Genomic DNA, 18969 nt, shown 5'->3' with positions numbered 1-18969 from the left:
GCCGGTGGCGCCACCGGCTCGGTAAGGCCTGCGAAATGCCCGCGAAAGGCCTGTGGAAGACCAAACCCCGGCCATGGGCCGGGGTTTGGAGGTAGTCGTTGCCTTGGAGGTTGCCGTTGCCGGGGCAGGGATCAGTGGGCCAGATCCCGGACCCGGGACCAGACCTTCTTGTCCACCGCGCCCACATGGCGGCGGAAGTCCTTGAGCGGGACCTCCCGCAGCTCCTCCGTCTCCAGATAGCTCGCGCGGCCGCTCGCGTCACCGACCGAGCCCGGCGGCAGCGGGACCACCCCGTCCCGCTCCTCGTGGAACTTGCTGGTGATCTTCGCGACCAGCGCCGTCTTCCCACGCAGCGCCAGCACCAGGCACGGCCGGTCCTTCGACCCCGGACCGTCCTCGAACGGCACCTCGGCCCACCAGATCTCGCCTGCCTGCGGCAGCTGCCCGGGCTCGCCCCCGCGCTCCCGCCGCCCGGGCGGTCTGCGCACTCCGCCGCGCCCGGGGCCGCCCGCGGCGCTCCGCTCACGTCCCGGCCCTGCGGGCCCGCGCCCGCGCCGCCTCAAACCGTCCGCCAGTGCCGCGATCACGGCCACTACCACGATCGCGCCCAGCACCCACCACCACGAGGTATCCACGGCCAGAACCGTACCCTCAGCGATCATCGCCCCGATGCCCGCCCCATGCCGTCGAATCCCCGCGCGGCCGGCGCCTCCGTACCGGTGAAGCGCCAGGTGAGTTCCCCCACAACACCAGCCTGTGGAGGAGCGACCCGCCGCCACGCGCCTTACGCTCGACTGCACCGCACCGCAACCACCGCACGCTCCCGCGACGCCCCCGAACCGTCCGCTCCAGCCCGGAGGTCTCCGCTTCATGAAGCTCACCGTCGTCGGCTGCTCGGGGTCGTTCCCGTCCGCGGACTCGGCCTGCTCGAGCTACCTCGTCGAGGCCGACGGCTTCCGGCTGCTGATCGACCTGGGCAACGGTGCCCTCGGCGAGCTGCAGCGCCACTGCGGTCTCTACGACCTCGACGCGATCGTCCTGAGCCATCTGCACGCGGACCACTGCATCGACATGTGCGGCTACTTCGTGGCCCGCTACTACCGCCACGACGGCGGCCGCGCCGCCGCCCTCCCCGTCTACGGCCCCGAGGGCACCGAGCAGCGGCTCACCACCGCGTACGACGACACCCCCTCCGAGAAGTCGATGAGCGAGGTCTTCGACTTCCGCACCCTGAAGCCCGGCACTTTCACGATCGGTCCCTTCACCGTCCACGCCGAGCGGGTCGCCCACCCCGTCGAGGCGTACGGCTTCCGCATCGAGCACGGCGGGCGCGCCCTCACCTACTCCGGCGACACCGGCGCCTGTGAGGCACTGGACCGCCTGGCCGACGGCGCGGACCTCTTCCTCTGCGAGGCTTCCTTCACCCACGGCAAGGAGGACGTGCCGGATCTGCACCTCAACGGCCGCGAGGCCGCCGAGTACGCGGTGCGGGGGCGCGTCGGGCAGCTCGTGCTGACGCACATCCCGCCGTGGACTGACCCGCAGATCAACCTGCGCGACGCCCGCGAGGTCTTCCCGGGCCCCACCGAACTCGCCCGCACGGGTGCGGTGTACGAGCTGTAGCGAGCCGGGTTCTACGGCTCACTGGTTGCCGTTGCCGTTGCCGTTGCCGTCGCGGCGGTGGCGGTCTGCGTTCGAGTCGGTGTTGGAACCGCGGTCGTGGTTGCGGTGCCGCTCCCGGTGGCGCAGGTGGCGCTCGTGGAACAGGTCCGGCAGATCGTGCCGCCCTGACAGGAACTCCTGGAACTTGATCTTCGCGGTGATCACCGGGTGGCGCCACTTCACCTCCCGCCGCGCCGCCCGCGCCAGCCGCTTGGGCTTGGTGCGGTAGCGCCACCGCGCCCAGGGTGCCTCCGGGCGGCTCAGCCGGAACGCTCCGATCACCAGCAGCGGGAAGAAGAACAGCCCCGCGAGGCCCGTCCACACCTTCCCCTTCAGGAGAGTGACCACGGCCAGTCCCAGGTTGGCCAGTAGGAAGCCCGTCAGCAGCAGTGCGTTGCCGACGGTCGGGTTCGACTGGTAGGCGGTCCAGTCGATGAGTGCGACCGGCCGGAAGCCGAGTAGCACCAGTGCGCACAGGGCGACCGCCACGAAGACCGCGTCCACCGACGTCCGGCCCGCCTCCGTCCAGTACACGTCCCGCAGATGCAGGATCAGCGCGAACTCGTCCAGGACCAGGGCGGCCCCGACCCCGAAGATCCCGGCGAGGACCGACTTCACGGTGTTCGTGGGATCGGTCACCACGATCAACGAAACCCCGCTGATCAGCATAAAGACGACGCCGAAGACGACGTGGTGGATATGGAGCCCCCCGGGCTTCACATTGCCCGGCCACCACCGGACCTGGGCCCGGATCATGCGGACGCTGAAGCGGATGAAGCCGAATCCGGCGATGAAGGAGCACAGGAAGACGAAGAGCGGCAGCAGGCCCTGTCCGATGATCTTCCGGCTGAACCAGGTGTCCTGCGGCCCGCTCTGCGACGCCAACTCCACCATCGTCATCACCGTCACCACATGGAAACGCTAACCGACACCTGACGGAATTCCTCGGCGAGCGCTCCGCAAGCGCTGTTCCTAAAGTGGCCGCATGGGCGTCAGCGCGGACGAGAGCCGGAAAGCGGCTCGGAAACGCGGTTCCCGGTCCGGGCATGAGCCGGGCCCAGGGGCCGGTTCCCAAAGGCCAGGAGGGCAATTCCCGGGCACCGAGAGCGGGTTCCTGCACCGCGTCCCGCAGATCTTCGGCGCCTTCTTCGGAACCCTCGCCCTCTACTGCGCGGTCATCGCGGTCCTTGCGCCGCTGCGCGCCCTGCTGCGGCCGCTCACCCGCTTCCTGGACACCCTCACCGTCCCGGTCAGCGCCAACCTCGCCTACGCCGCCTTCCTCTCCCTGCTGGCCGCCGCCATCGCCGCCCGCAAGAAGATCGCCCGGCGGCTGGTCATCGCGTACCTTGCCCTTCTGCTGCTGGCCGACCTCCTGCTGCTGATCGCCGGCTACTGGGACTCCATCCCCTCCTTCGTGGTGTGCGCGGCCGCGCTCGTCCTGCTGTTCGCCGCCCGCCGCGAGTTCTACGCGGACACCCGGCGCGGCGCGGTCTGGCGGGCCCTGCTCGTTCTCGTCATCGGCCTGGCTCTGGCCATCCTCCTCGGCTGGGCGCTGGTCGCCGCCTTCCCCGGCAACCTGCCCCGGAGCCAGTCGCTGCCGTGGGCGGCCAACCGCGTCCTGGGCGGGCTCGTCTCCTCCAGCCAATTCGACGGCCGCCCCGCCCGCTGGCACTTCTTCCTCCAGGGCCTGTTCGGCGCCATCGCCCTGCTGACCGCGGCCGCCACACTCTTCCGGTCCCAGCGCCTGGAAGCCGCCCTGCACGGCGACGAGGAGCCCCGCATCCGGGCCCTCCTCGGCACCTACGGCGCACAGGACTCGCTGGGCTATTTCGCCACCCGCCGGGACAAGGCCGTCGTCTTCGCGCCCAGCGGCAAGGCCGCCGTCACCTATCGGGTCGAGGCGGGGGTCTGCCTGGCCAGCGGCGACCCCGTCGGCGACCCCGGCGCCTGGGACCCGGCGATCGCCGAGTGGCTGCGCCTCGCCCAGCGCTACGCCTGGGCCCCGGCTGTGATGGGCGCGGGCGAGGAAGGCGCCAAGGCCTACGCGCGGGCGGGCCTGAGCGCGCTCCAACTCGGCGACGAGGCCATCCTCAACGTGGCCACCTTCAACCTCGAGGGCCGCGATATGCGGGTCACCCGCCAGGCCGTGACGCGCGTACGGCGGTTGGGCGCCACCACCCGCGTACGGCGCCACTCCGCGTTGTCGGAGGAGGAGATGGAGGACGTCATCGAGCGGGCCGACGCCTGGCGCGACACCGAGACCGAGCGCGGCTTCTCGATGGCCCTGGGCAGGCTCGGCGACCCGGCCGACGGCGACTGCCTCCTCGTCGAGGCCTTCGACGAGGAGGGCCGGCTGATCGCCCTGCTGTCGTTCGTGCCCTGGGGCCGGGACGGCATCTCGCTGGACGTGATGCGCAGGGACCGGCGCGCGCCCAACGGCGTCATGGAGTTCATGGTCGCCGAGGTGTGCGGCCAGGCCGGGCGCCTCGGGGTGCGCCGGATCTCCCTCAATTTCGCCGTCTTCCGCGCCGCGTTCGAGGAGGGCGCGAGGATCGGAGCGGGGCCCGTGTTGCGTGCCTGGCGCAGACTGCTGCTGTTCTTCTCCAAGTGGTGGCAGCTGGAGGCCCTTTACCGGTCGAACGTCAAGTACCAGCCCGAGTGGCACCCCCGCTTCCTCTGCTATGGCGACGCCGGTTCGCTCGCCCGGATCAGCCTCGCCTCCGGCATCGCCGAGGGCTTCGTCGCCGTACCGAGCCTGCACGCCCTGTGGGGCCGGCGGCGGGCACGCGGCATCGCCCGCCCCGCCGGCACCGACCACCTGCCCCCGCTCACCGAACTCGGCCTGGCCGGACCGCCTTCGGGCACCGATGGAGAGGCGGTCGACGAACTGGCCGGCCTGCCCGAGCAAGTACGCGTACGGCGGCGGAAGCTGGAGCGGCTGCGAGCGGACGGCGCCGAGCCCTACCCGGTGGACGCCGGGACCAGGACACACACCGCCGCGCGGATCCGCGCTGAGCACCCCGCGCTCGCGCCCGGCGCCCGCACCGGCGAGCAGGCCACCGTCATCGGACGGATCATGCTCGTCCGGGATCTGGGCGGGATCGTGTTCGCCGTGCTCCGCGACTGGTCCGGAGACCTCCAGCTCGTCCTCAGCCAGGACGAGACGGGCCGAGAGGCGCTGGACCGCTTCGGCGCCGACACCGACCTCGGCGACCACCTCACCGCGACCGGCGAGATCGGGGCCAGCGACCGCGGCGAGCTGTCGCTGTTCGTCACCTCTTGGCGGCTGGCCGCCAAGTGCCTGCACCCGCTGCCGGAGAAGCGGCGCGGCCTGGCCGATCCCGAGGCCAGGGTCCGGCAGCGCTATCTGGACCTCGTGGTCAGCCCGGAGGCGCGCGAGGTCGTCCGCGCCCGGTCCGCGGCTGTCCAGGCGCTGCGCCAGGGGCTGCTGGACCGCGGCTTCCTGGAGGTCGAGACGCCGATGCTCCAGCAGGTCCACGGCGGTGCCAACGCCCGCCCGTTCACCACCCACATCAACGCCTACGACCTGGACCTCTACCTGCGGATCGCACCGGAGCTGTATCTGAAGCGGCTGTGCGTCGGCGGCGTCGAGCGGGTCTTCGAGATGGGGCGCAACTTCCGCAACGAGGGCATCTCCTTCAAGCACAACCCGGAGTTCACCTCCCTGGAGGCCTACCAGGCCTACGCCGACTACGACGTGATGCTCGACCTCACGCGTGAGCTCATCCAGGGCGCTGCCACCGCCGCGCTCGGCACCCCGGTCGTGCGCAAGACGGACGGGGACGGGCGGGTTACCGAGCACGACATCTCCGGTGCCTGGCCGGTCAAGACGGTCTACGGCGCCGTTTCCGAGGCCCTCGGCGAAGAGATCGGACCGGACACGGAGCTGGAGGCGCTGCTGCGGCTGTGCGACCGGACCGGCGTCCCGTACGTCCCCGACGAAAGCCGGGCGGATGTGGTCCTGGAGATGTACGAGCGGCTGGTCGAGGAGCGCACCGAACTCCCCACCTTCTACAAAGACTTCCCCACTGAGGTCTCCCCGCTGACCCGCCAGCACCGCGGGGACCCGCGGCTCGCCGAGCGCTGGGACCTGGTCGCCTTCGGCACCGAACTCGGCACCGCGTACTCCGAGCTGATCGACCCCGTCGAGCAGCGCCGCCGGCTCACCGCCCAGTCGCTGCTGGCCGCGGGCGGCGATCCGGAGGCGATGGAGCTGGACGAGGACTTCCTGACAGCGCTCGAGTACGCCATGCCGCCGACGGGCGGCCTCGGCCTCGGCGTGGACCGCCTGGTGATGTTCCTGACCGGCCTCACGATCCGCGAAACCCTCCCCTTCCCCCTCGTGCGCCGCCGCTGACCCCACCGCGAACCACCGCGCCGACCCCGCGAACCACCGCGCCAACGCCATGAACCACGCGACCAACCACCCCATGGCCATCTCCCTCGCCGCGAGCGCCCGCCTCCGAGCGCTGTGTACTTCTCTTACACCGCCCACCGCCGCGAGGTTCCATCCGCGCTGCCGAGCGAGGCCCGCGCCAACGCCGAAGGCCCCCGGAACCAATGGTTCCGGGGGCCTTCGCGGGGAGCGCGGGAATCCGCGCCCGCCCAGGTGCTACTTGGCCTCGGCCTTCTGCAACTCGGCCAGCTCCTCGTCGGACTCGCGGCCCGGCGTCGGCAGGTTGAACTTGACGATCGCGAAGCGGAAGAGCACGTAGTAGACCGCCGCGAAGCAGAGGCCGACCACGATGATGCCCAGCGGCTTGGACGCGATGCCGAAGTTCAGCACGTAGTCGATGGCACCGGCCGAGAAGCCGAAGCCGTCCCGCATACCCAGCGCCCAGGTGAGTGCCATCGAGACACCGGTCAGCGCCGCGTGGATCGCGTACAGCACCGGCGCGATGAACATGAAGGTGAACTCGATCGGCTCGGTGATGCCCGTGACGAAGGCGGTCAGGCCCAGGGAGAACATCATGCCGCCGACGACCTTGCGGCGCTCGGGGCGGGCGCAGTGCGTGATGGCCAGGGCGGCCGCGGGGAGGGCGAACATCATGATCGGGAAGAAGCCGGTCATGAACTGCCCGGCGGCTGGGTCGCCGGCCAGGAACCGGGCGATGTCGCCGTGCTTGCCGTCGAACTCGCCGGCCTGGTACCAGGGGAAGGAGTTCAGCAGGTGGTGCATGCCGACCGCGATCAGCGCGCGGTTGGCGACACCGAAGACGCCCGCGCCGACCGCGCCCGAACCGACCAGCCACTCACCGAAGTTGTGGATGCCGGCGCCCAGAACCGGCCAGATCAGGCCGACGACGATGCCGAGGAGCAGACCGGCGAAGGCCGACAGGATCGGGACGAGGCGGCGGCCGCCGAAGAAGCCCGCCCAGTCCGGCAGCTTGGTGCGGTAGAAGCGCTGGTAGAGCAGGGCGACGACGATGCCCATGATGACGCCGCCGAGCACCCCGGCGTCGACCGGCTTGTCCACCATCACCATCTTGTGGTCGACGATCGCCTCGATCTTCGGCAGGTTGCCGTCGGTGAACGTGCCGAGCACGGCCTTGAAGACCAGGTAGCCCGCCACGGCCGCGAGGGCGGTCGAGCCGTCCGACTTCTTGGCGAAGCCGATCGCGATGCCGACGGCGAACAGCAGCGGCAGGTTGTCGAAGATCGCCGCACCGCCCTTCGCCATGAACTCCGCGATGCGGTTGATCCAGTCCGGCAGCGACTGACTGCCGAGCATGTCGGCTTGGCCGAAGCGGATCAGCAGGGCGGCGGCGGGAAGAACGGCGATCGGCAGCATGAGGCTGCGGCCGAGGCGCTGGGCCACGGCCATCACGCCGGAGCCCTTCTTCTTCCCGGGGGCCTGGGCCGCGGGGGCGGCACTGACCGTGGACATCAACTTCCTCCAGTGGGCAAGGCGCCGCCGGGGGACAGAGAGAATGGGGGGAGACGGCGGCGTCTCCGTGGCCTGGGCCACGTGGTCTACACCACTCAGTGGTGTAGACCTGTTGTAGCACGGTGAGGGCTGAATAAGGAATCAGTCATTCCTGCGGTTTCGGTCACAGGTGTCCGGGCATGCGCACATTGCGTGCCGCGCGCCCCGGAAACGCCTGCCCCGGAAGCCGCAGAACCTCAGCCTTGGGAGCCGCGGAGCCTCGGCCCCAGAAGCCGCGCAGCCCCGGCCCCGAAGCCCGCGGAAGCCCGGCCCCACAAGCAGTGATCCGGACTACTCCGTGACGCCCCTCTCGACCTCACGCTCCACATCTTCCGCTTCCCTGCCCGGAGTTGGCAGGTTGAACACGCCGATCACGACGCGGAAGACCACGTAGTACACCACCGCGAAGCACAGCCCGATCGGGATGATCAGCCACGGTTTGGTGTCCAGGTGCCAGTTGACGATGTAGTCGATCAGTCCGGCGGAGAAACTGAAGCCCGCGTGTACGCCGAGAGCCCAGGTGATCGCCATCGAGGCGCCGGTCAGCAGGGCGTGGATCCCGTACAGCACGGGCGCCGCGAAGAGGAAGGAGAACTCCAGCGGCTCGGTCACGCCGGTGACGAACGAGGTCAGCGCGACCGAGATCATCATCCCGAGCACGGCCTTGCGGTGCTGCGGTCGCGCGGCGTGCGCGATGGCGAGCGCCGCCGCGGGCAGGCCGAACATCATGATCGGGAAGAAGCCCGACATGAACTGCCCCGCATTCGGGTCCTCCGCGAAGAACCGCGTCAGGTCGCCCTGGACCGTCTGTCCGTCCGGGGTGGTGTAGTTGCCCGCCTGGAACCAGAAGAAGGTGTTCAGGAACTGGTGCATGCCGACCGGGATCAGCAGCCGGTTCGCGACTCCGAAGATCCCCGCGCCCCACGCCCCCAGGTCGATCAGCTGCCTGCTGAACGCGGTCAGCGCGTCCCCGACCGGTTGCCAGAGCAGGCCGAAGGCCACCCCCAGGACGCAGCAGACGAAGGCCATGATGATCGGTACGAGCCGCCGGCCGTTGAAGAAGCCGAGCCAGTCCACCAGCTTCGTACGGTGGTAGCGCTGCCAGATGACCGCGGTCAGCAACCCGATGAGGATGCCGCCCAGGACTCCCGGGTTCTGCGGCACGCCCTCGGGGTGGGCCTTGTCGATCGAGCCGCCGATCGGGAAGGCCGACAGCACGCCGTGGTAGACGAGGAATCCGGCCACGGCCGCCAGCGCCGTCGAGCCGTCCGCCTTCCGTGCGAAGCCGATGGCGACGCCGATCGCGAACAGCAGCGGCAGCCCGAAGGCGCCGTCGAGGATGGCCGTGCCACCCTTGGTGAGGACGGTGGCCGTCTTGGTCCAGAAGTCGCCGTGAAGATACGCCGAGAAGAGGTTGCCGAGGCTGACGAGCAGACCCGCCGCGGGCAGTACCGCGATGGGGAGTTGGAGGGAGCGGCCCATCTTCTGCAGGCTCTGGAAGAGGCTCGACGTCCACTTCTTCGCCGGCGGCTGCCGGGCGGCCGGTGCGGCGTCGGAACTCATCGGCTTCCTCCCCGGGGCTGCGGTTTGGCCGCGACGCCACAATTGGTGTAGACCAGTTGCGAACCGCGGTTCGGACCCCGCGCCGCGGACACGGGAATCCGTGTCGTCATCCTTCGCCAGATGGCGGACGCATGCCCGCGAAAGGGGTCCAATCGTGCATTACCGTTTTATATCTGTCGGCGATCGCGCCGAAGCCCCGAAACACGCAGGAGTGGGACATGGCCACCAAGGCTGAGAAGATCGTCGCCGGGCTCGGCGGAATCGAGAACATCGTCGAGGTCGAGGGCTGCATTACCCGGCTCCGCACCGAGGTCGAGGACGCCTCCCTCGTCGACGAGGCCGCGCTCAAGGCCGCGGGCGCGCACGGCGTCGTCAAGATGGGCACCGCGATCCAGGTCGTCATCGGCACCGACGCCGACCCGGTCGCCGCCGACATCGAAGACATGATGTGAGCGGCTCAGCTGCCCGAGATCGACCGAAACCGGCCTGAACTCACGCGCCCGAGGGCCCCGTTCCGCCTGCGCCCCCGCATCGGAACGGGGCCCTCGGCGCAGCCGATAGGGTCGTCCCCATGTCTCGTATCGACGGTCGGACCCCCGACCAGCTGCGCCCCGTCACCATCGAGCGCGGATGGAGCAAGCACGCCGAGGGCTCGGTGCTCGTCTCCTTCGGCGACACCAAGGTCCTGTGCACCGCCAGCGTCACCGAAGGTGTGCCGCGCTGGCGCAAGGGCAGCGGCGAGGGCTGGGTCACCGCCGAATACGCGATGCTGCCCCGCTCCACCAACACCCGCGGCGACCGCGAGTCTGTCAAGGGCAAGATCGGCGGCCGCACCCACGAGATCTCCCGGCTCATCGGCCGCTCTCTGCGCGCCGTCATCGACTTCAAGGCGCTCGGCGAGAACACCGTCGTCCTGGACTGCGACGTCCTCCAGGCCGACGGCGGCACGCGTACGGCCGCGATCACCGGCGCCTACGTGGCGCTGGCCGACGCGGTCGCCTGGGCCCAGTCCAAGAAGCTGATCAAGCACGGCCGCAAGCCGCTCACCGGCACCGTCTCGGCCGTCAGCGTCGGCATCGTCGACGGTGTGCCGCTCCTCGACCTCTGCTACGAGGAGGACGTGCGCGCCGAGACCGACATGAACGTCGTCTGTACCGGCGACGGCCGCTTCGTCGAGGTCCAGGGCACCGCGGAGGGCGTGCCGTTCGCCCGTGAGGAGCTCAACGCTCTCCTCGACCTGGCGGTGGCCGGCTGCACCCGACTCGACTCGATCCAGCGCGAGGCCTTGGCCAAGCCGCTGTAGCGGGCGAAACGGCCGAAACGGCCGAAAGTCGGCCGGATGCGGAGCCAGGAACTCCGCCGAGTTTCCGAACGTCCAGGTGGGTGCGGGCGCACGCGCAGCCGTATGCCCTGCCCCGCACCGCGTGTCCACAACTTCCAGGAGGGACCCACACCATGGCCCCGCGCCTCCGACGTCACTACACCGCCATCGCGGCCGCGACCGCCGTCGTCCTCGCCGTGCCCGTGCTGAGCGCGTGCGGCGCCGTCGACACGGCGCTGGACTGCGCCCGTACGGCCTCCGCGATCTCCAGCAGCGTCGCCGACCTCCAGCAGGCCGCCTCCGACGCCGCCGACAACCCGCTCGAGGCCCAGCAGGCGCTCGACCGGATCGACAAGAACCTCGACAAGCTGGGCGACCAGACCGACAACGGGGATCTCGGCAAGGCCGTTGACGACATGGGCAAGGGCGTCGACAGCGCCCGCAACGCCATCGAGCAGGGCAAGAGCCCGGACATCACGCCGATCACGGACGCCGCGGCGGAGGTGACCAAGACCTGCTCGCCGGAATAAGGCCCGCGGACTCCCGTACGACTCCCGGCCGGAGCAGCTTCCCGGCCGGGGCTCCCTCCGGGCGGGCGGCCCCGGGGCCGGAAGCCTCCTGGATAATCGCCGCATGCAGCGTCTGATCCTCGCCACCCGCAACGCCAACAAGGTGTCCGAATTGCGCGCCATCCTCAAGGGCGCGGGCCTGTCCGTCGAACTCGTCGGCGCCGAGGAGTACCCCGAGGTTCCGGACGTCCCGGAGACCGGGGTCACCTTCGCCGAGAACGCCCTCCTCAAGGCGCACGCCCTCGCCCGGGCCACCGGCCTCCCGGCCATCGCCGATGACTCGGGCCTGTGTGTGGACGTGCTCGGCGGCGTCCCTGGCATCTTCTCCGCCCGCTGGGCCGGCCGGCACGGCGACGACAAGGCCAACCTCGACCTGCTCCTGGCCCAACTCGCCGACATCACCGACCCGCACCGCGGAGCCCACTTCGCCTGCGCGGCCGCCCTCGCCCTCCCCGACGGCACCGAACGCGTCGTCGAGGGCCGGCTCCCCGGAACCCTCCGCCACGCCCCCGCGGGCACCGGCGGTTTCGGCTACGACCCGATCCTCCAGCCGGAGGGCGAGTCACGGACCTGCGCGCAGCTGACACCCGAGGAGAAGAACGCGATCAGCCATCGCGGGAAGGCGTTCCGGGCACTGGTGCCCGTGATCCGGGACCTGCTGGGTGCGCGAGGGGGGACTCGAACCCCCACGTCCGAAGACACCGGCACCTAAAGCCGTCCCGTCTACCAATTCCGGCACTCGCGCGCACCGGAATCCTACTCAAACCGGAGAGCCCGCAGGGACCCCGGTCGGAACCCGGGTTCCGGCACCTGCCTGTCGTCCTGCGCCGCGACCAGCGCCGCGGCCTCCTCCTGGTCTCAGATGCCGAGATCCTTGATCAGCTTGGCGACGTGTCCGGTGGCCTTCACGTTGTAGAGGGCCCGCTCGACCTTGCCCTGCTCGTCGACGATGACGGTGGAGCGGATGACGCCCGTGACGGTCTTGCCGTAGAGCTTCTTCTCGCCGAAGGCGCCGTACGCGCTGAGCGTCTCCTTGGACGGGTCGCCGACCAGCGTGACCTTGAGGTCCTCCTTGTCGCGGAACTTCGCGAGCTTCTCGGGCTTGTCGGGCGAGACGCCGATGACGTCGTATCCGGCGCCGGTCAGCAATTCCAGGTTGTCGGTGAAGTCGCAGGCCTGCTTGGTGCAGCCCGGGGTGAGGGCGGCCGGGTAGAAGTAGACGATGACTTTGCGGCCCGCGTGGTCGGCGAGCGAGATCTCGTTGCCGTCGGCATCGGGCAGGGTGAACGCGGGGGCGGTGTCGCCGGTCTGCAGTCGCTCGCTCATGGCTCTGGCTCTCCTCGTCGGATCGTGGAACTACCCCAGAGATTAGCCGCGGTGACGGGGGTGCCATGGGGCGCGGCCCCGGCCGAGCTGACAGACTGTTGCCACGTATGGCACAACACAACGGAGGCAGCGCGGTGTCGGAAGCCAGGACCCCGGCGCAGATCGAGGCGGACATTGTCCGCAGGCGCGAGGAGCTCGCGACCAAGCTCGACGAGATCGCGGTGCGGGTGCACCCCAAGACGATCGTGGGCGACGCGAAGGCGAGAGCGGCCTCGGCCGTGGACCGCACGGCGGGCCGGGCGTACGTGGCGGCGAACCGCGCCGTGTCCGGAGTGCGCGGCAAGTTCGTCTCCGAGGACGGCTCGCCCCGGCTGGAGCGGATCGTTCCGGTGGCGTTGGCCGCGGTCGCGGTCGTCGGCCTGCTGGCGGCCTCCACCCGCAGGCGCGGTCGCTGACGCCCGCCGTACCCGTCCGCTGAGACCCGACCGGGGGGGCGGAATCCACCTGCCCGTGCCCTGTGAGGCGTGGGCAGGTACCGTCTGGGCCGTGAGCGAGAACCCTTCCCACGACAAGCTGCCCATCCGGATGCTGCACGACCGGGTGCTGGTCCGCACCGACATCCCCGAGGGCGAGCGCCGGTCCAGCGGCGGCATCGTCATCCCGGCGACCGCGGCGGTCGGCCGCCGACTCGCCTGGGCGGAGGTCGTCGCGGTCGGGCAGAACGTGCGGACCGTGGAGCCGGGGGACCGGGTGCTGTACGACCCGGAGGACCGGGCCGAGGTCGAGGTGCGCGGGGTGGCGTACGTGCTGATGCGGGAGCGGGATCTGCACGCGGTGGCGGCGGAGCGGCTGGAGGGCTCGGAGGACTCGACGGGGCTGTACCTGTAGCGCGGAGGCGGTACTTGTGGAACGCCTCGGAGCCGCCGGCGGTTCCGCACTCCGCCGACGGCCCCGGATTCCGCTGGGATTCCGCTAGAAGTCGGGGAAGAAGTCGTCGTCTTCCCGTGGGGTGGCCGGGGAGCTCGGACCGCTCGCCGGTGAACTCGGTGAGTCCGTGGGCGGCTTGGGGTTGTCCGAGCTCGTGATCTCCTCTTCCTCCTCGGCCGGGGCGGAGCCCGAGGGGTTGTCCGGGGGCGAGGCGCCGCCGGACTCGGAGGACGACTCGGACGGGGAGCCGGACGACAGGTCCGGCATGGAGGCCCCACTCTGCATGCGGAGATCGAAGGACGAGGCTGGTGTGTTCACCAGCGCCTCGGCCATGTACTGGCTCCAGATCTGCGCCGGATAGTCGCCGCCGTTGACGCGGCCGAGCCCGCCCGCCCCGTAGAGCGGCTTCTGCTCCCCGTTCTCCGGGTCCTGGCCCATGACGGCCACCACGGTCGCGAGGTCGGGCGTGTAGCCGGCGAACCAGGCGGCCTTGTCGTTCTCCGCTGTACCGGTCTTGCCTGCGGCCGGGCGGCCGATCTGGGCCGCCGTGCCGGTGCCCTTCTGGACCACGCTCTGCAGGATCGAGGTCGTGGTGTCGGCGGCCTCGCGCGTGATGGCCTGGCCGCCGCCCGGCGTCCCATGCAGCGACACCCGCTCGCCGCCCCTGGTGATCTCCTCGACCAGGGTGTACTTGCCGTGCCTTCCGTGGTTGGCCAGGGTCGCGTACGCCTTGGTCATGTCCAGGACGCTGGCGTTGACCACGCCGAGGCCGACGGACTGCTGAGCCTCGGCGAGACCCGGGGCGTCCTTGGGGATGCCCAGGCCGACCGCGGTCTTCTTCACGTTGTCGGGACCGACGTCCTCGCCCATCTGCGCATACACGGCGTTGACGGACTTGTCGGTGGCCTCGGCGACGGTGATCTGCCCGTAGTCGACGTCGTCCTCGTTGGCCGGGCGGTAGCCGGTGGGACCGTTTCTGCTCTGCACCTGACGCCTGTTGCTGCCGTCGTAGGTGGTGCTCGGGGTGATCCTGCGGCCGTCCAGAGTGGTCGAGCCGTTCTGGACCGCCGAGGCGAACACGAACGGCTTGAACGTGGAACCGACCTGGTAGTCACGCCGGGTGGCGTTGTTGACGAACTGCTTCGTGTAGTCGACACCGCCGAACATGGCGACGACCTTGCCGGTCCGCGGATCGATCGAGGCGCCGCCCGCCCTGACGTAGCGGTCGACGGGCCGTGAGTCGCTCAGCCCGTCCATCAACTGGTCCGTGACCGCCTCGCGCAGGGCGTTCTGCTTCCGCTTCTGCAGCGTGGTGGTGATGCGGTAACCGCCCGCCTGGAGGGTGTCCTCGTCGATGACGGCGTTGCCGACGAGGTAGCTGTTGATGGCCTCGACGAGATAGCCGCGCTGCCCCGACATCCCCGGGGGCACCTTGGTCTTGCCGGGCTTGGGGAACACCATCCCGGCGCGCTCGGACTGGGCGAGCCAGTCCTCCTTGACCATGCCGTCCAGGACATAGTTCCAACGCGCCTCCGCCCTGGCCCTGTTCTCCGGGTGGGTTTCGACGTCGTACGCGCTGGGGGCGTTGAGCAGCGCGGCCAGGTAGGCACCCTCCGCGGTGGTGAGCCGATCGGCGGCCTTGCCGTAGTACGCCTGGGCGGCGGCCTGGATGCCGTAGGCGTTGCGCCCGAAGTAACTGGTGTTCAGATAGCCGGTGAGGATGTGCTCCTTGGACTTCTCGCGGTCGAGCTTGATCGCGATGAAGAACTCCTTCACCTTGCGGGTGACCGTCTGCTCCTGCGCCAGGTAGTAGTTCTTGACGTACTGCTGGGTGATCGTGGATCCGGACTGCTTGCCCTTGCCGGTGACGGTGTTCCAGGCGCCGCGGATCATGGCCATCACGTCGATGGCGGGCTCGGTGTAGAAGTCGCGGTCCTCCGCCGAGAGCACCGCTTGCTGCACCGATCTGGGGACCTGGGCGAGCGGCACGTTCTCGCGGTTGACCTCGCCGTCCCGGGCCAGCGGGGAACCGTCCGCGTACAGGTACACATTGGACTGCTTGACCGCCGCCGCGTTGGCGGGCGGGATGTGCACCAGCATGTAGCCCGCGATCAGGCCGCCGGTGAGGAGCAGCAGAAGGAGCAGGAACCCGCCCAGTGCGACGCGCCAGGTGGGTACGAGTCGGCGCAGCGCCGACCGCCTGGGCCTGGTCGGACGCCCGGCACCCTGGGGTTGTGCGGGGGAGTCGTCACTTCGGTCGGTCTGCACCTGCGGATCGCTGATCATGTGGGTTGGGACTCCTCGGCCACGTTCGTAAGACCCGTGTGGAACTGTCGCATCCGACCTGCACGAATCGGGCGCCGCGCTCCCGGGACCGCCCCGGGACGGGCCGATCGGCCCCGTCAAACCACCCCATCGCGTGAATAACCGATGGCAGCGGGGCCGCGCCCTTGGCGGGGCTCGCTCCCTTTGGCGCGGGCCGGGGTGGCCCGTGCGGCGGGGACGGTTCGCGAGTGGTCGTTCCGGCGGTGCGGGCGCCCACCGTTCCGGTGCTGTGGACGACCGCCGCCCGGAGGCTGGGCCCGCCGCCCCACCCCCTGGGAGGAACGCCCCGGCCCGCATAGGCTGCTGCCATGAGCAGCGAACGCCCTGAGCGCCCCGACCTGCCGGAGCTGCGGGCCTCCGATGCCGACCGCGACCGGGTCGCCGAGGTCCTGCGTGACGCCCTCGCCGAAGGCCGTCTGGACATGGCCGAATTCGACGAGCGGCTGGGCGCCGCGTACCGGGCTCGTACATACGCGGAGCTGGAGCCGTTGACCCGGGACCTGCCCGCGGCGGACTCCCCCCGCACCGCGGCCGTACGGGACCAGGAGGCCTTGCGGGGGTGGGCCGAGCGCATCGGCTCCACGGGCAGCAGCTCGTCGGTCGGAGTCGCGATCATGAGCGGTTTCCAGCGCAAGGGGCATTGGACGGTGGCGCGCCGCTTCACCTCGTTCGCCTTCTGGGGCGGAGGCGAGATCGACCTGCGCGAGGCCCGCTTCGAGGACCGGGAAGTCGTGATCCGGTGCTTCGCGATCATGGGCGGAATCGACGTCGTCGTGCCGCCGGGAGTCGAGGTCGACGTACGCGGCATTGGCATCATGGGCGGCTTCGACCACATCACTGCCTCGGGACCCCCGGAGCCCGGCGCGCCCCGCGTGGTCGTCACCGGCCTCGCCTTCTGGGGCGGGGTCGGCGTGGAGCGGAAGCCGACCAGGGCGGAGCGGCGGCGGTTGAAAGCCGAGCGCGAGCAGAGCAAGGAGCTCGGCGGCTGACAACTCGGTAGCTGAGGTACGGAACTCGGGCATACAGATCTCGGGCATCTGGATCACTCCCCCGTGGCTTGCTGCGGTTCTGCCTCTGATACACCGCCCGCCGATGCCGGGTTCCCGATCCCGCCCGGCGGATTTCACGCCCGCCAGGTTTCCACCCGCCCGATCCCCGCTTTCCCGGGTCCTCCGAGCTGGCTCCTCCACAGGTCAGAGCCGTGCCGACGCCGATCCCCGCAGGTGCGACAGGTTCAGCGCCGCCGCCATCGCCCGATAGCCCTCGTCGCTCGGGTGCAGATGGTCGCCCGAGTCGTAGCGGGGATCGAGTCGCTGCGGGTCCACCGGATCCCGCAGCGCCTGGTCGAAGTCCACGACCTCGTCGAACACCCGCCCCGCCCGGATCTCCGCGTTGACCTGCTCCCGCACGGCGTTCAGCTGGGGTGTGAAGCCGCGGTGCCCGCCGAAGGGCATCAGCGTCCCGCCGGTGACCCGCAGCCCTCGCGCATGGGCCTGCCGGACGAGGCTGCGCAGCCCGTCGGTGATCTGCCTCGGGTCGGTCACGTGCGGAGTGCGGAGAATGTCGTTCACACCGAGCTCGACGACAACCGCGCGCACACCCGAGGCGGACAGCACGTCACGGGTGAGCCGGTTCAGCGCGCTGGGGTTGTCGGGTGGGAACCGGCGGCCGTCGCTGAGCACGCGATTGCCGCTGATGCCCTGGTTGAGCACGCCGTACCGGGGCGCTCCGGGCTCGCTGCGCAGCCGTTCGGCCAGGAAGTCGGGGAAGCGGCGGTTGCCCCCGGCGGTCGAGGTGATGCCGTCGGTGATCGAGTCGCCGAGGAGGACGACCGAGCCGCGCGCCTCGGTCGTCAGCACGTCCACGGCGGTGAGATAGCGCCAGGACGGGGTCTGCTCGGTGTACGCCGTACCCGCCGTGTCCTCCGCCCGGTCGCCGCGCGCGAGGAAGGAGGTCTGGCGGGCGTGCGGGTGGTAGGTGACCGGGCCTGACGGGGTGGGGGAGTACGTGGTGACCAGCAGGTCCGCGGCCGGGGGGACGTCCAGCCTGGCCGGGTCGCTGGTGACGGACTCGCCGACCGGGATCGTCACGCCCGTGTCGCCGCCGAAGGTCAGCCGGCGCATGCTGCCCGCCGCTGCGGTCGGGTCGCTGGGCGCGGTGGCGACCGCGATCGAGGCGTGGGTGATCGTCAGCGGCTGATTGCCGTACAGATTCGACAGCTCGACGCGGGCACCGTTGCCGCCGACGCTGGTGTGGATGACGTTCCGGATCGACATGCCGGCATAGCCGTTGGGGGTGTTGGGTTCGGCGGACGCGGGCGAGGCCGCCCAGGTGCCGACCCAGATGCCTGCGGAGGCGGGGGCCGCGCTTCGGGGTTTGCGGGCGGTGGCTTGGTTCAGGCTCTCGCCGCCGCTGCCGCCGACCCCGAGGTATATCGCGGTGGAGATGACCACCACCACCGCCGCGAGCGCGGCGAGCAGGGCATAACCATGGCGCTTGGTCATGCTCGGCGAGTCTCCTCGGACAGGGGAGCGTATAGCTCCGTTCGGCAGGTGTGACCACGGGTTCGACTGTGACCACGGGTGTGTCAACGATGACAACGGGTCGACGGCGACTGCGGTGGCGCCCGGTTCGACCCATCATGATCCCATAAGCGGGGTGAGTGTCCGGTCAGGGGCCGGGACCACCCGCTCTGTACGGACGTCGGGAACCAATCGTTCGTTCCAGGAGTAGTTCAGGTAGCAGCTCACAGACGGCGGTGGGTGAATCGGCGGCCGGAGCGAATGGAACGGCGGGAGCGAACGGAACGGATGGATCGGATGAAGACGGATCAAGCCGGAGAACCCGGCGAACCGGGTCGGTTGGAGGATGCCCACCCGGGAGCCGCCTCATCCGCCGCCCCACGGGGTGCGTTCGCCTTCAATCCAGCGGACGAGGAACGGCGCCGCGGCGTGCGCCGTATGAAGGCCATCGCGACCGGAATGCTGCTGGCGGTCGCGCTGGTCTACGCGTTTGCCAAGTGGCGGCAGAACGCGGGGGCGGAGGGCTGGCCCGGCTATGTCGCGGCGGCGGCGGAGGCGGGCATGGTCGGCGCGCTGGCCGACTGGTTCGCGGTGACCGCGCTCTTCCGCCGCCCCATGGGCCTGCCCATCCCGCACACCGCGATCATTCCAACCAAGAAGGACACCCTGGGCCGCACCTTGGGCGATTTCGTCGGTGAGAACTTCCTGTCCTCGGACGTCGTACGGCAGCGGCTGCGCGCGGTCGGCGTCAGCAGACGCCTGGGCGCCTGGCTGGCCGAACCGGCGAACGCCGACCGTGTGACCGCC

General features: G+C 70.4%; 17 protein-coding genes and 1 tRNA gene. 10 read left to right on the top strand and 8 right to left on the bottom strand.

All coding sequences use genetic code 11. From position 1 onward, the window contains the following. Positions 1–131 precede the first annotated feature (131 nt). Positions 132–635, bottom strand: coding sequence for a type II toxin-antitoxin system PemK/MazF family toxin (locus tag AOK16_RS17110; RefSeq protein ID WP_055473108.1), 504 nt, complete (start codon positions 633–635; stop codon positions 132–134). Between the two features lie 235 nt (positions 636–870). Here AOK16_RS17110 and AOK16_RS17105 point away from each other — a divergent pair, with 235 nt between their 5' ends. Then, complete coding sequence (locus AOK16_RS17105) at positions 871–1623, top strand: MBL fold metallo-hydrolase (RefSeq protein ID WP_055473104.1); 753 nt, start codon at positions 871–873, stop codon at positions 1621–1623. Positions 1624–1641: 18 nt separating this feature from the next. On the opposite strand, the gene AOK16_RS17100 is transcribed toward AOK16_RS17105, so the two are convergent. Beyond that, entirely contained in the window at positions 1642–2574 is a 933-nt protein-coding gene (locus AOK16_RS17100) for a hypothetical protein (protein WP_205627708.1), read from the bottom strand. 73 nt (positions 2575–2647) lie between these two features. Between AOK16_RS17100 and lysX the strand changes: the two genes are divergently transcribed. Beyond that, positions 2648–6040: a bifunctional lysylphosphatidylglycerol synthetase/lysine--tRNA ligase LysX gene (lysX, locus tag AOK16_RS17095; protein WP_079101485.1), complete on the top strand. Its 3393-nt coding sequence runs from the start codon at positions 2648–2650 to the stop codon at positions 6038–6040. A gap of 255 nt (positions 6041–6295) precedes the next feature. Here the strand turns inward: lysX and AOK16_RS17090 are convergent, their stop codons facing one another. Further along, positions 6296–7570 (bottom strand): PTS transporter subunit EIIC, encoded by a 1275-nt coding sequence (locus AOK16_RS17090; RefSeq protein ID WP_055473103.1) that lies wholly within the window; start codon positions 7568–7570, stop codon positions 6296–6298. Between the two features lie 330 nt (positions 7571–7900). Further along, positions 7901–9172 (bottom strand): PTS transporter subunit EIIC, encoded by a 1272-nt coding sequence (locus AOK16_RS17085; RefSeq protein ID WP_055473102.1) that lies wholly within the window; start codon positions 9170–9172, stop codon positions 7901–7903. 131 nt (positions 9173–9303) lie between these two features. Between AOK16_RS17085 and AOK16_RS17080 the strand changes: the two genes are divergently transcribed. From AOK16_RS17080 to rdgB, 4 genes are all read left to right on the top strand, one after another. Continuing rightward, positions 9304–9624 (top strand): PTS sugar transporter subunit IIB, encoded by a 321-nt coding sequence (locus AOK16_RS17080; RefSeq protein ID WP_079101484.1) that lies wholly within the window; start codon positions 9304–9306, stop codon positions 9622–9624. Between the two features lie 119 nt (positions 9625–9743). After that, entirely contained in the window at positions 9744–10475 is a 732-nt protein-coding gene (rph, locus tag AOK16_RS17075; RefSeq protein WP_055473100.1) for a ribonuclease PH, read from the top strand. 152 nt (positions 10476–10627) lie between these two features. After that, a complete protein-coding gene (locus AOK16_RS17070; RefSeq protein WP_055473099.1) occupies positions 10628–11023 on the top strand; it encodes a hypothetical protein in 396 nt (131 codons plus the stop codon). Positions 11024–11126: 103 nt separating this feature from the next. After that, positions 11127–11774 carry an RdgB/HAM1 family non-canonical purine NTP pyrophosphatase gene (gene rdgB / locus AOK16_RS17065; RefSeq protein ID WP_055473106.1) on the top strand — a complete coding sequence of 216 codons (648 nt, stop codon included), beginning with the start codon at positions 11127–11129 and terminating at the stop codon, positions 11772–11774. Here rdgB and AOK16_RS17060 read toward each other — a convergent pair. Both AOK16_RS17060 and bcp read right to left on the bottom strand, forming a co-directional pair. Further along, positions 11726–11807 (bottom strand) — tRNA-Leu (locus AOK16_RS17060). The genes rdgB and AOK16_RS17060 overlap by 49 nt on opposite strands. 113 nt (positions 11808–11920) lie before the next feature. After that, positions 11921–12388 (bottom strand): thioredoxin-dependent thiol peroxidase, encoded by a 468-nt coding sequence (bcp, locus tag AOK16_RS17055; protein WP_055473098.1) that lies wholly within the window; start codon positions 12386–12388, stop codon positions 11921–11923. A gap of 134 nt (positions 12389–12522) precedes the next feature. On the opposite strand from bcp, the gene AOK16_RS17050 reads away from it, so the two are divergent. Beyond that, positions 12523–12843: a DUF3618 domain-containing protein gene (locus tag AOK16_RS17050; RefSeq protein ID WP_055473097.1), complete on the top strand. Its 321-nt coding sequence runs from the start codon at positions 12523–12525 to the stop codon at positions 12841–12843. Between the two features lie 130 nt (positions 12844–12973). Next, positions 12974–13276 carry a GroES family chaperonin gene (locus AOK16_RS17045; protein ID WP_055473105.1) on the top strand — a complete coding sequence of 101 codons (303 nt, stop codon included), beginning with the start codon at positions 12974–12976 and terminating at the stop codon, positions 13274–13276. An 84-nt stretch (positions 13277–13360) separates the two neighbouring features. Here the strand turns inward: AOK16_RS17045 and AOK16_RS17040 are convergent, their stop codons facing one another. Beyond that, positions 13361–15601: a transglycosylase domain-containing protein gene (locus tag AOK16_RS17040; protein WP_079101483.1), complete on the bottom strand. Its 2241-nt coding sequence runs from the start codon at positions 15599–15601 to the stop codon at positions 13361–13363. 347 nt (positions 15602–15948) lie between these two features. Here AOK16_RS17040 and AOK16_RS17035 point away from each other — a divergent pair, with 347 nt between their 5' ends. Beyond that, a complete protein-coding gene (locus AOK16_RS17035) occupies positions 15949–16629 on the top strand; it encodes a DUF1707 SHOCT-like domain-containing protein (protein WP_055473096.1) in 681 nt (226 codons plus the stop codon). A 204-nt stretch (positions 16630–16833) separates the two neighbouring features. On the opposite strand, the gene AOK16_RS17030 is transcribed toward AOK16_RS17035, so the two are convergent. Next, positions 16834–18144 (bottom strand): SGNH/GDSL hydrolase family protein, encoded by a 1311-nt coding sequence (locus AOK16_RS17030; RefSeq protein WP_055473095.1) that lies wholly within the window; start codon positions 18142–18144, stop codon positions 16834–16836. 306 nt (positions 18145–18450) lie between these two features. On the opposite strand from AOK16_RS17030, the gene AOK16_RS17025 reads away from it, so the two are divergent. Then, positions 18451–18969 (top strand): DUF445 family protein (locus AOK16_RS17025; protein ID WP_276202509.1); only part of this gene is annotated, 519 nt, incomplete at its 3' end.

The sequence above is a fragment of the Streptomyces pathocidini genome (assembly GCF_001418495.1).
Taxonomy (GTDB): Bacteria; Actinomycetota; Actinomycetes; order Streptomycetales; family Streptomycetaceae; genus Streptomyces; species Streptomyces pathocidini.
The sequence above is the reverse complement of the archived record's forward strand: the minus strand, read 5'-3'. Positions and strand labels throughout refer to the sequence as shown.

Coding starts and splice junctions, on each gene's coding strand:
- AOK16_RS17105 (WP_055473104.1), top strand. CDS start 871: ATGAAGCTCACCGTCGTCGGCTGCTCGGGGTCGTTCCCGTCCGCGGAC.
- lysX (WP_079101485.1), top strand. CDS start 2,648: ATGGGCGTCAGCGCGGACGAGAGCCGGAAAGCGGCTCGGAAACGCGGT.
- AOK16_RS17090 (WP_055473103.1), bottom strand. CDS start 7,570: ATGTCCACGGTCAGTGCCGCCCCCGCGGCCCAGGCCCCCGGGAAGAAG.
- AOK16_RS17085 (WP_055473102.1), bottom strand. CDS start 9,172: ATGAGTTCCGACGCCGCACCGGCCGCCCGGCAGCCGCCGGCGAAGAAG.
- AOK16_RS17080 (WP_079101484.1), top strand. CDS start 9,304: ATGCCCGCGAAAGGGGTCCAATCGTGCATTACCGTTTTATATCTGTCG.
- rph (WP_055473100.1), top strand. CDS start 9,744: ATGTCTCGTATCGACGGTCGGACCCCCGACCAGCTGCGCCCCGTCACC.
- AOK16_RS17070 (WP_055473099.1), top strand. CDS start 10,628: ATGGCCCCGCGCCTCCGACGTCACTACACCGCCATCGCGGCCGCGACC.
- rdgB (WP_055473106.1), top strand. CDS start 11,127: ATGCAGCGTCTGATCCTCGCCACCCGCAACGCCAACAAGGTGTCCGAA.
- bcp (WP_055473098.1), bottom strand. CDS start 12,388: ATGAGCGAGCGACTGCAGACCGGCGACACCGCCCCCGCGTTCACCCTG.
- AOK16_RS17045 (WP_055473105.1), top strand. CDS start 12,974: ATGCTGCACGACCGGGTGCTGGTCCGCACCGACATCCCCGAGGGCGAG.
- AOK16_RS17040 (WP_079101483.1), bottom strand. CDS start 15,601: ATGATCAGCGATCCGCAGGTGCAGACCGACCGAAGTGACGACTCCCCC.
- AOK16_RS17035 (WP_055473096.1), top strand. CDS start 15,949: ATGAGCAGCGAACGCCCTGAGCGCCCCGACCTGCCGGAGCTGCGGGCC.
- AOK16_RS17030 (WP_055473095.1), bottom strand. CDS start 18,144: ATGACCAAGCGCCATGGTTATGCCCTGCTCGCCGCGCTCGCGGCGGTG.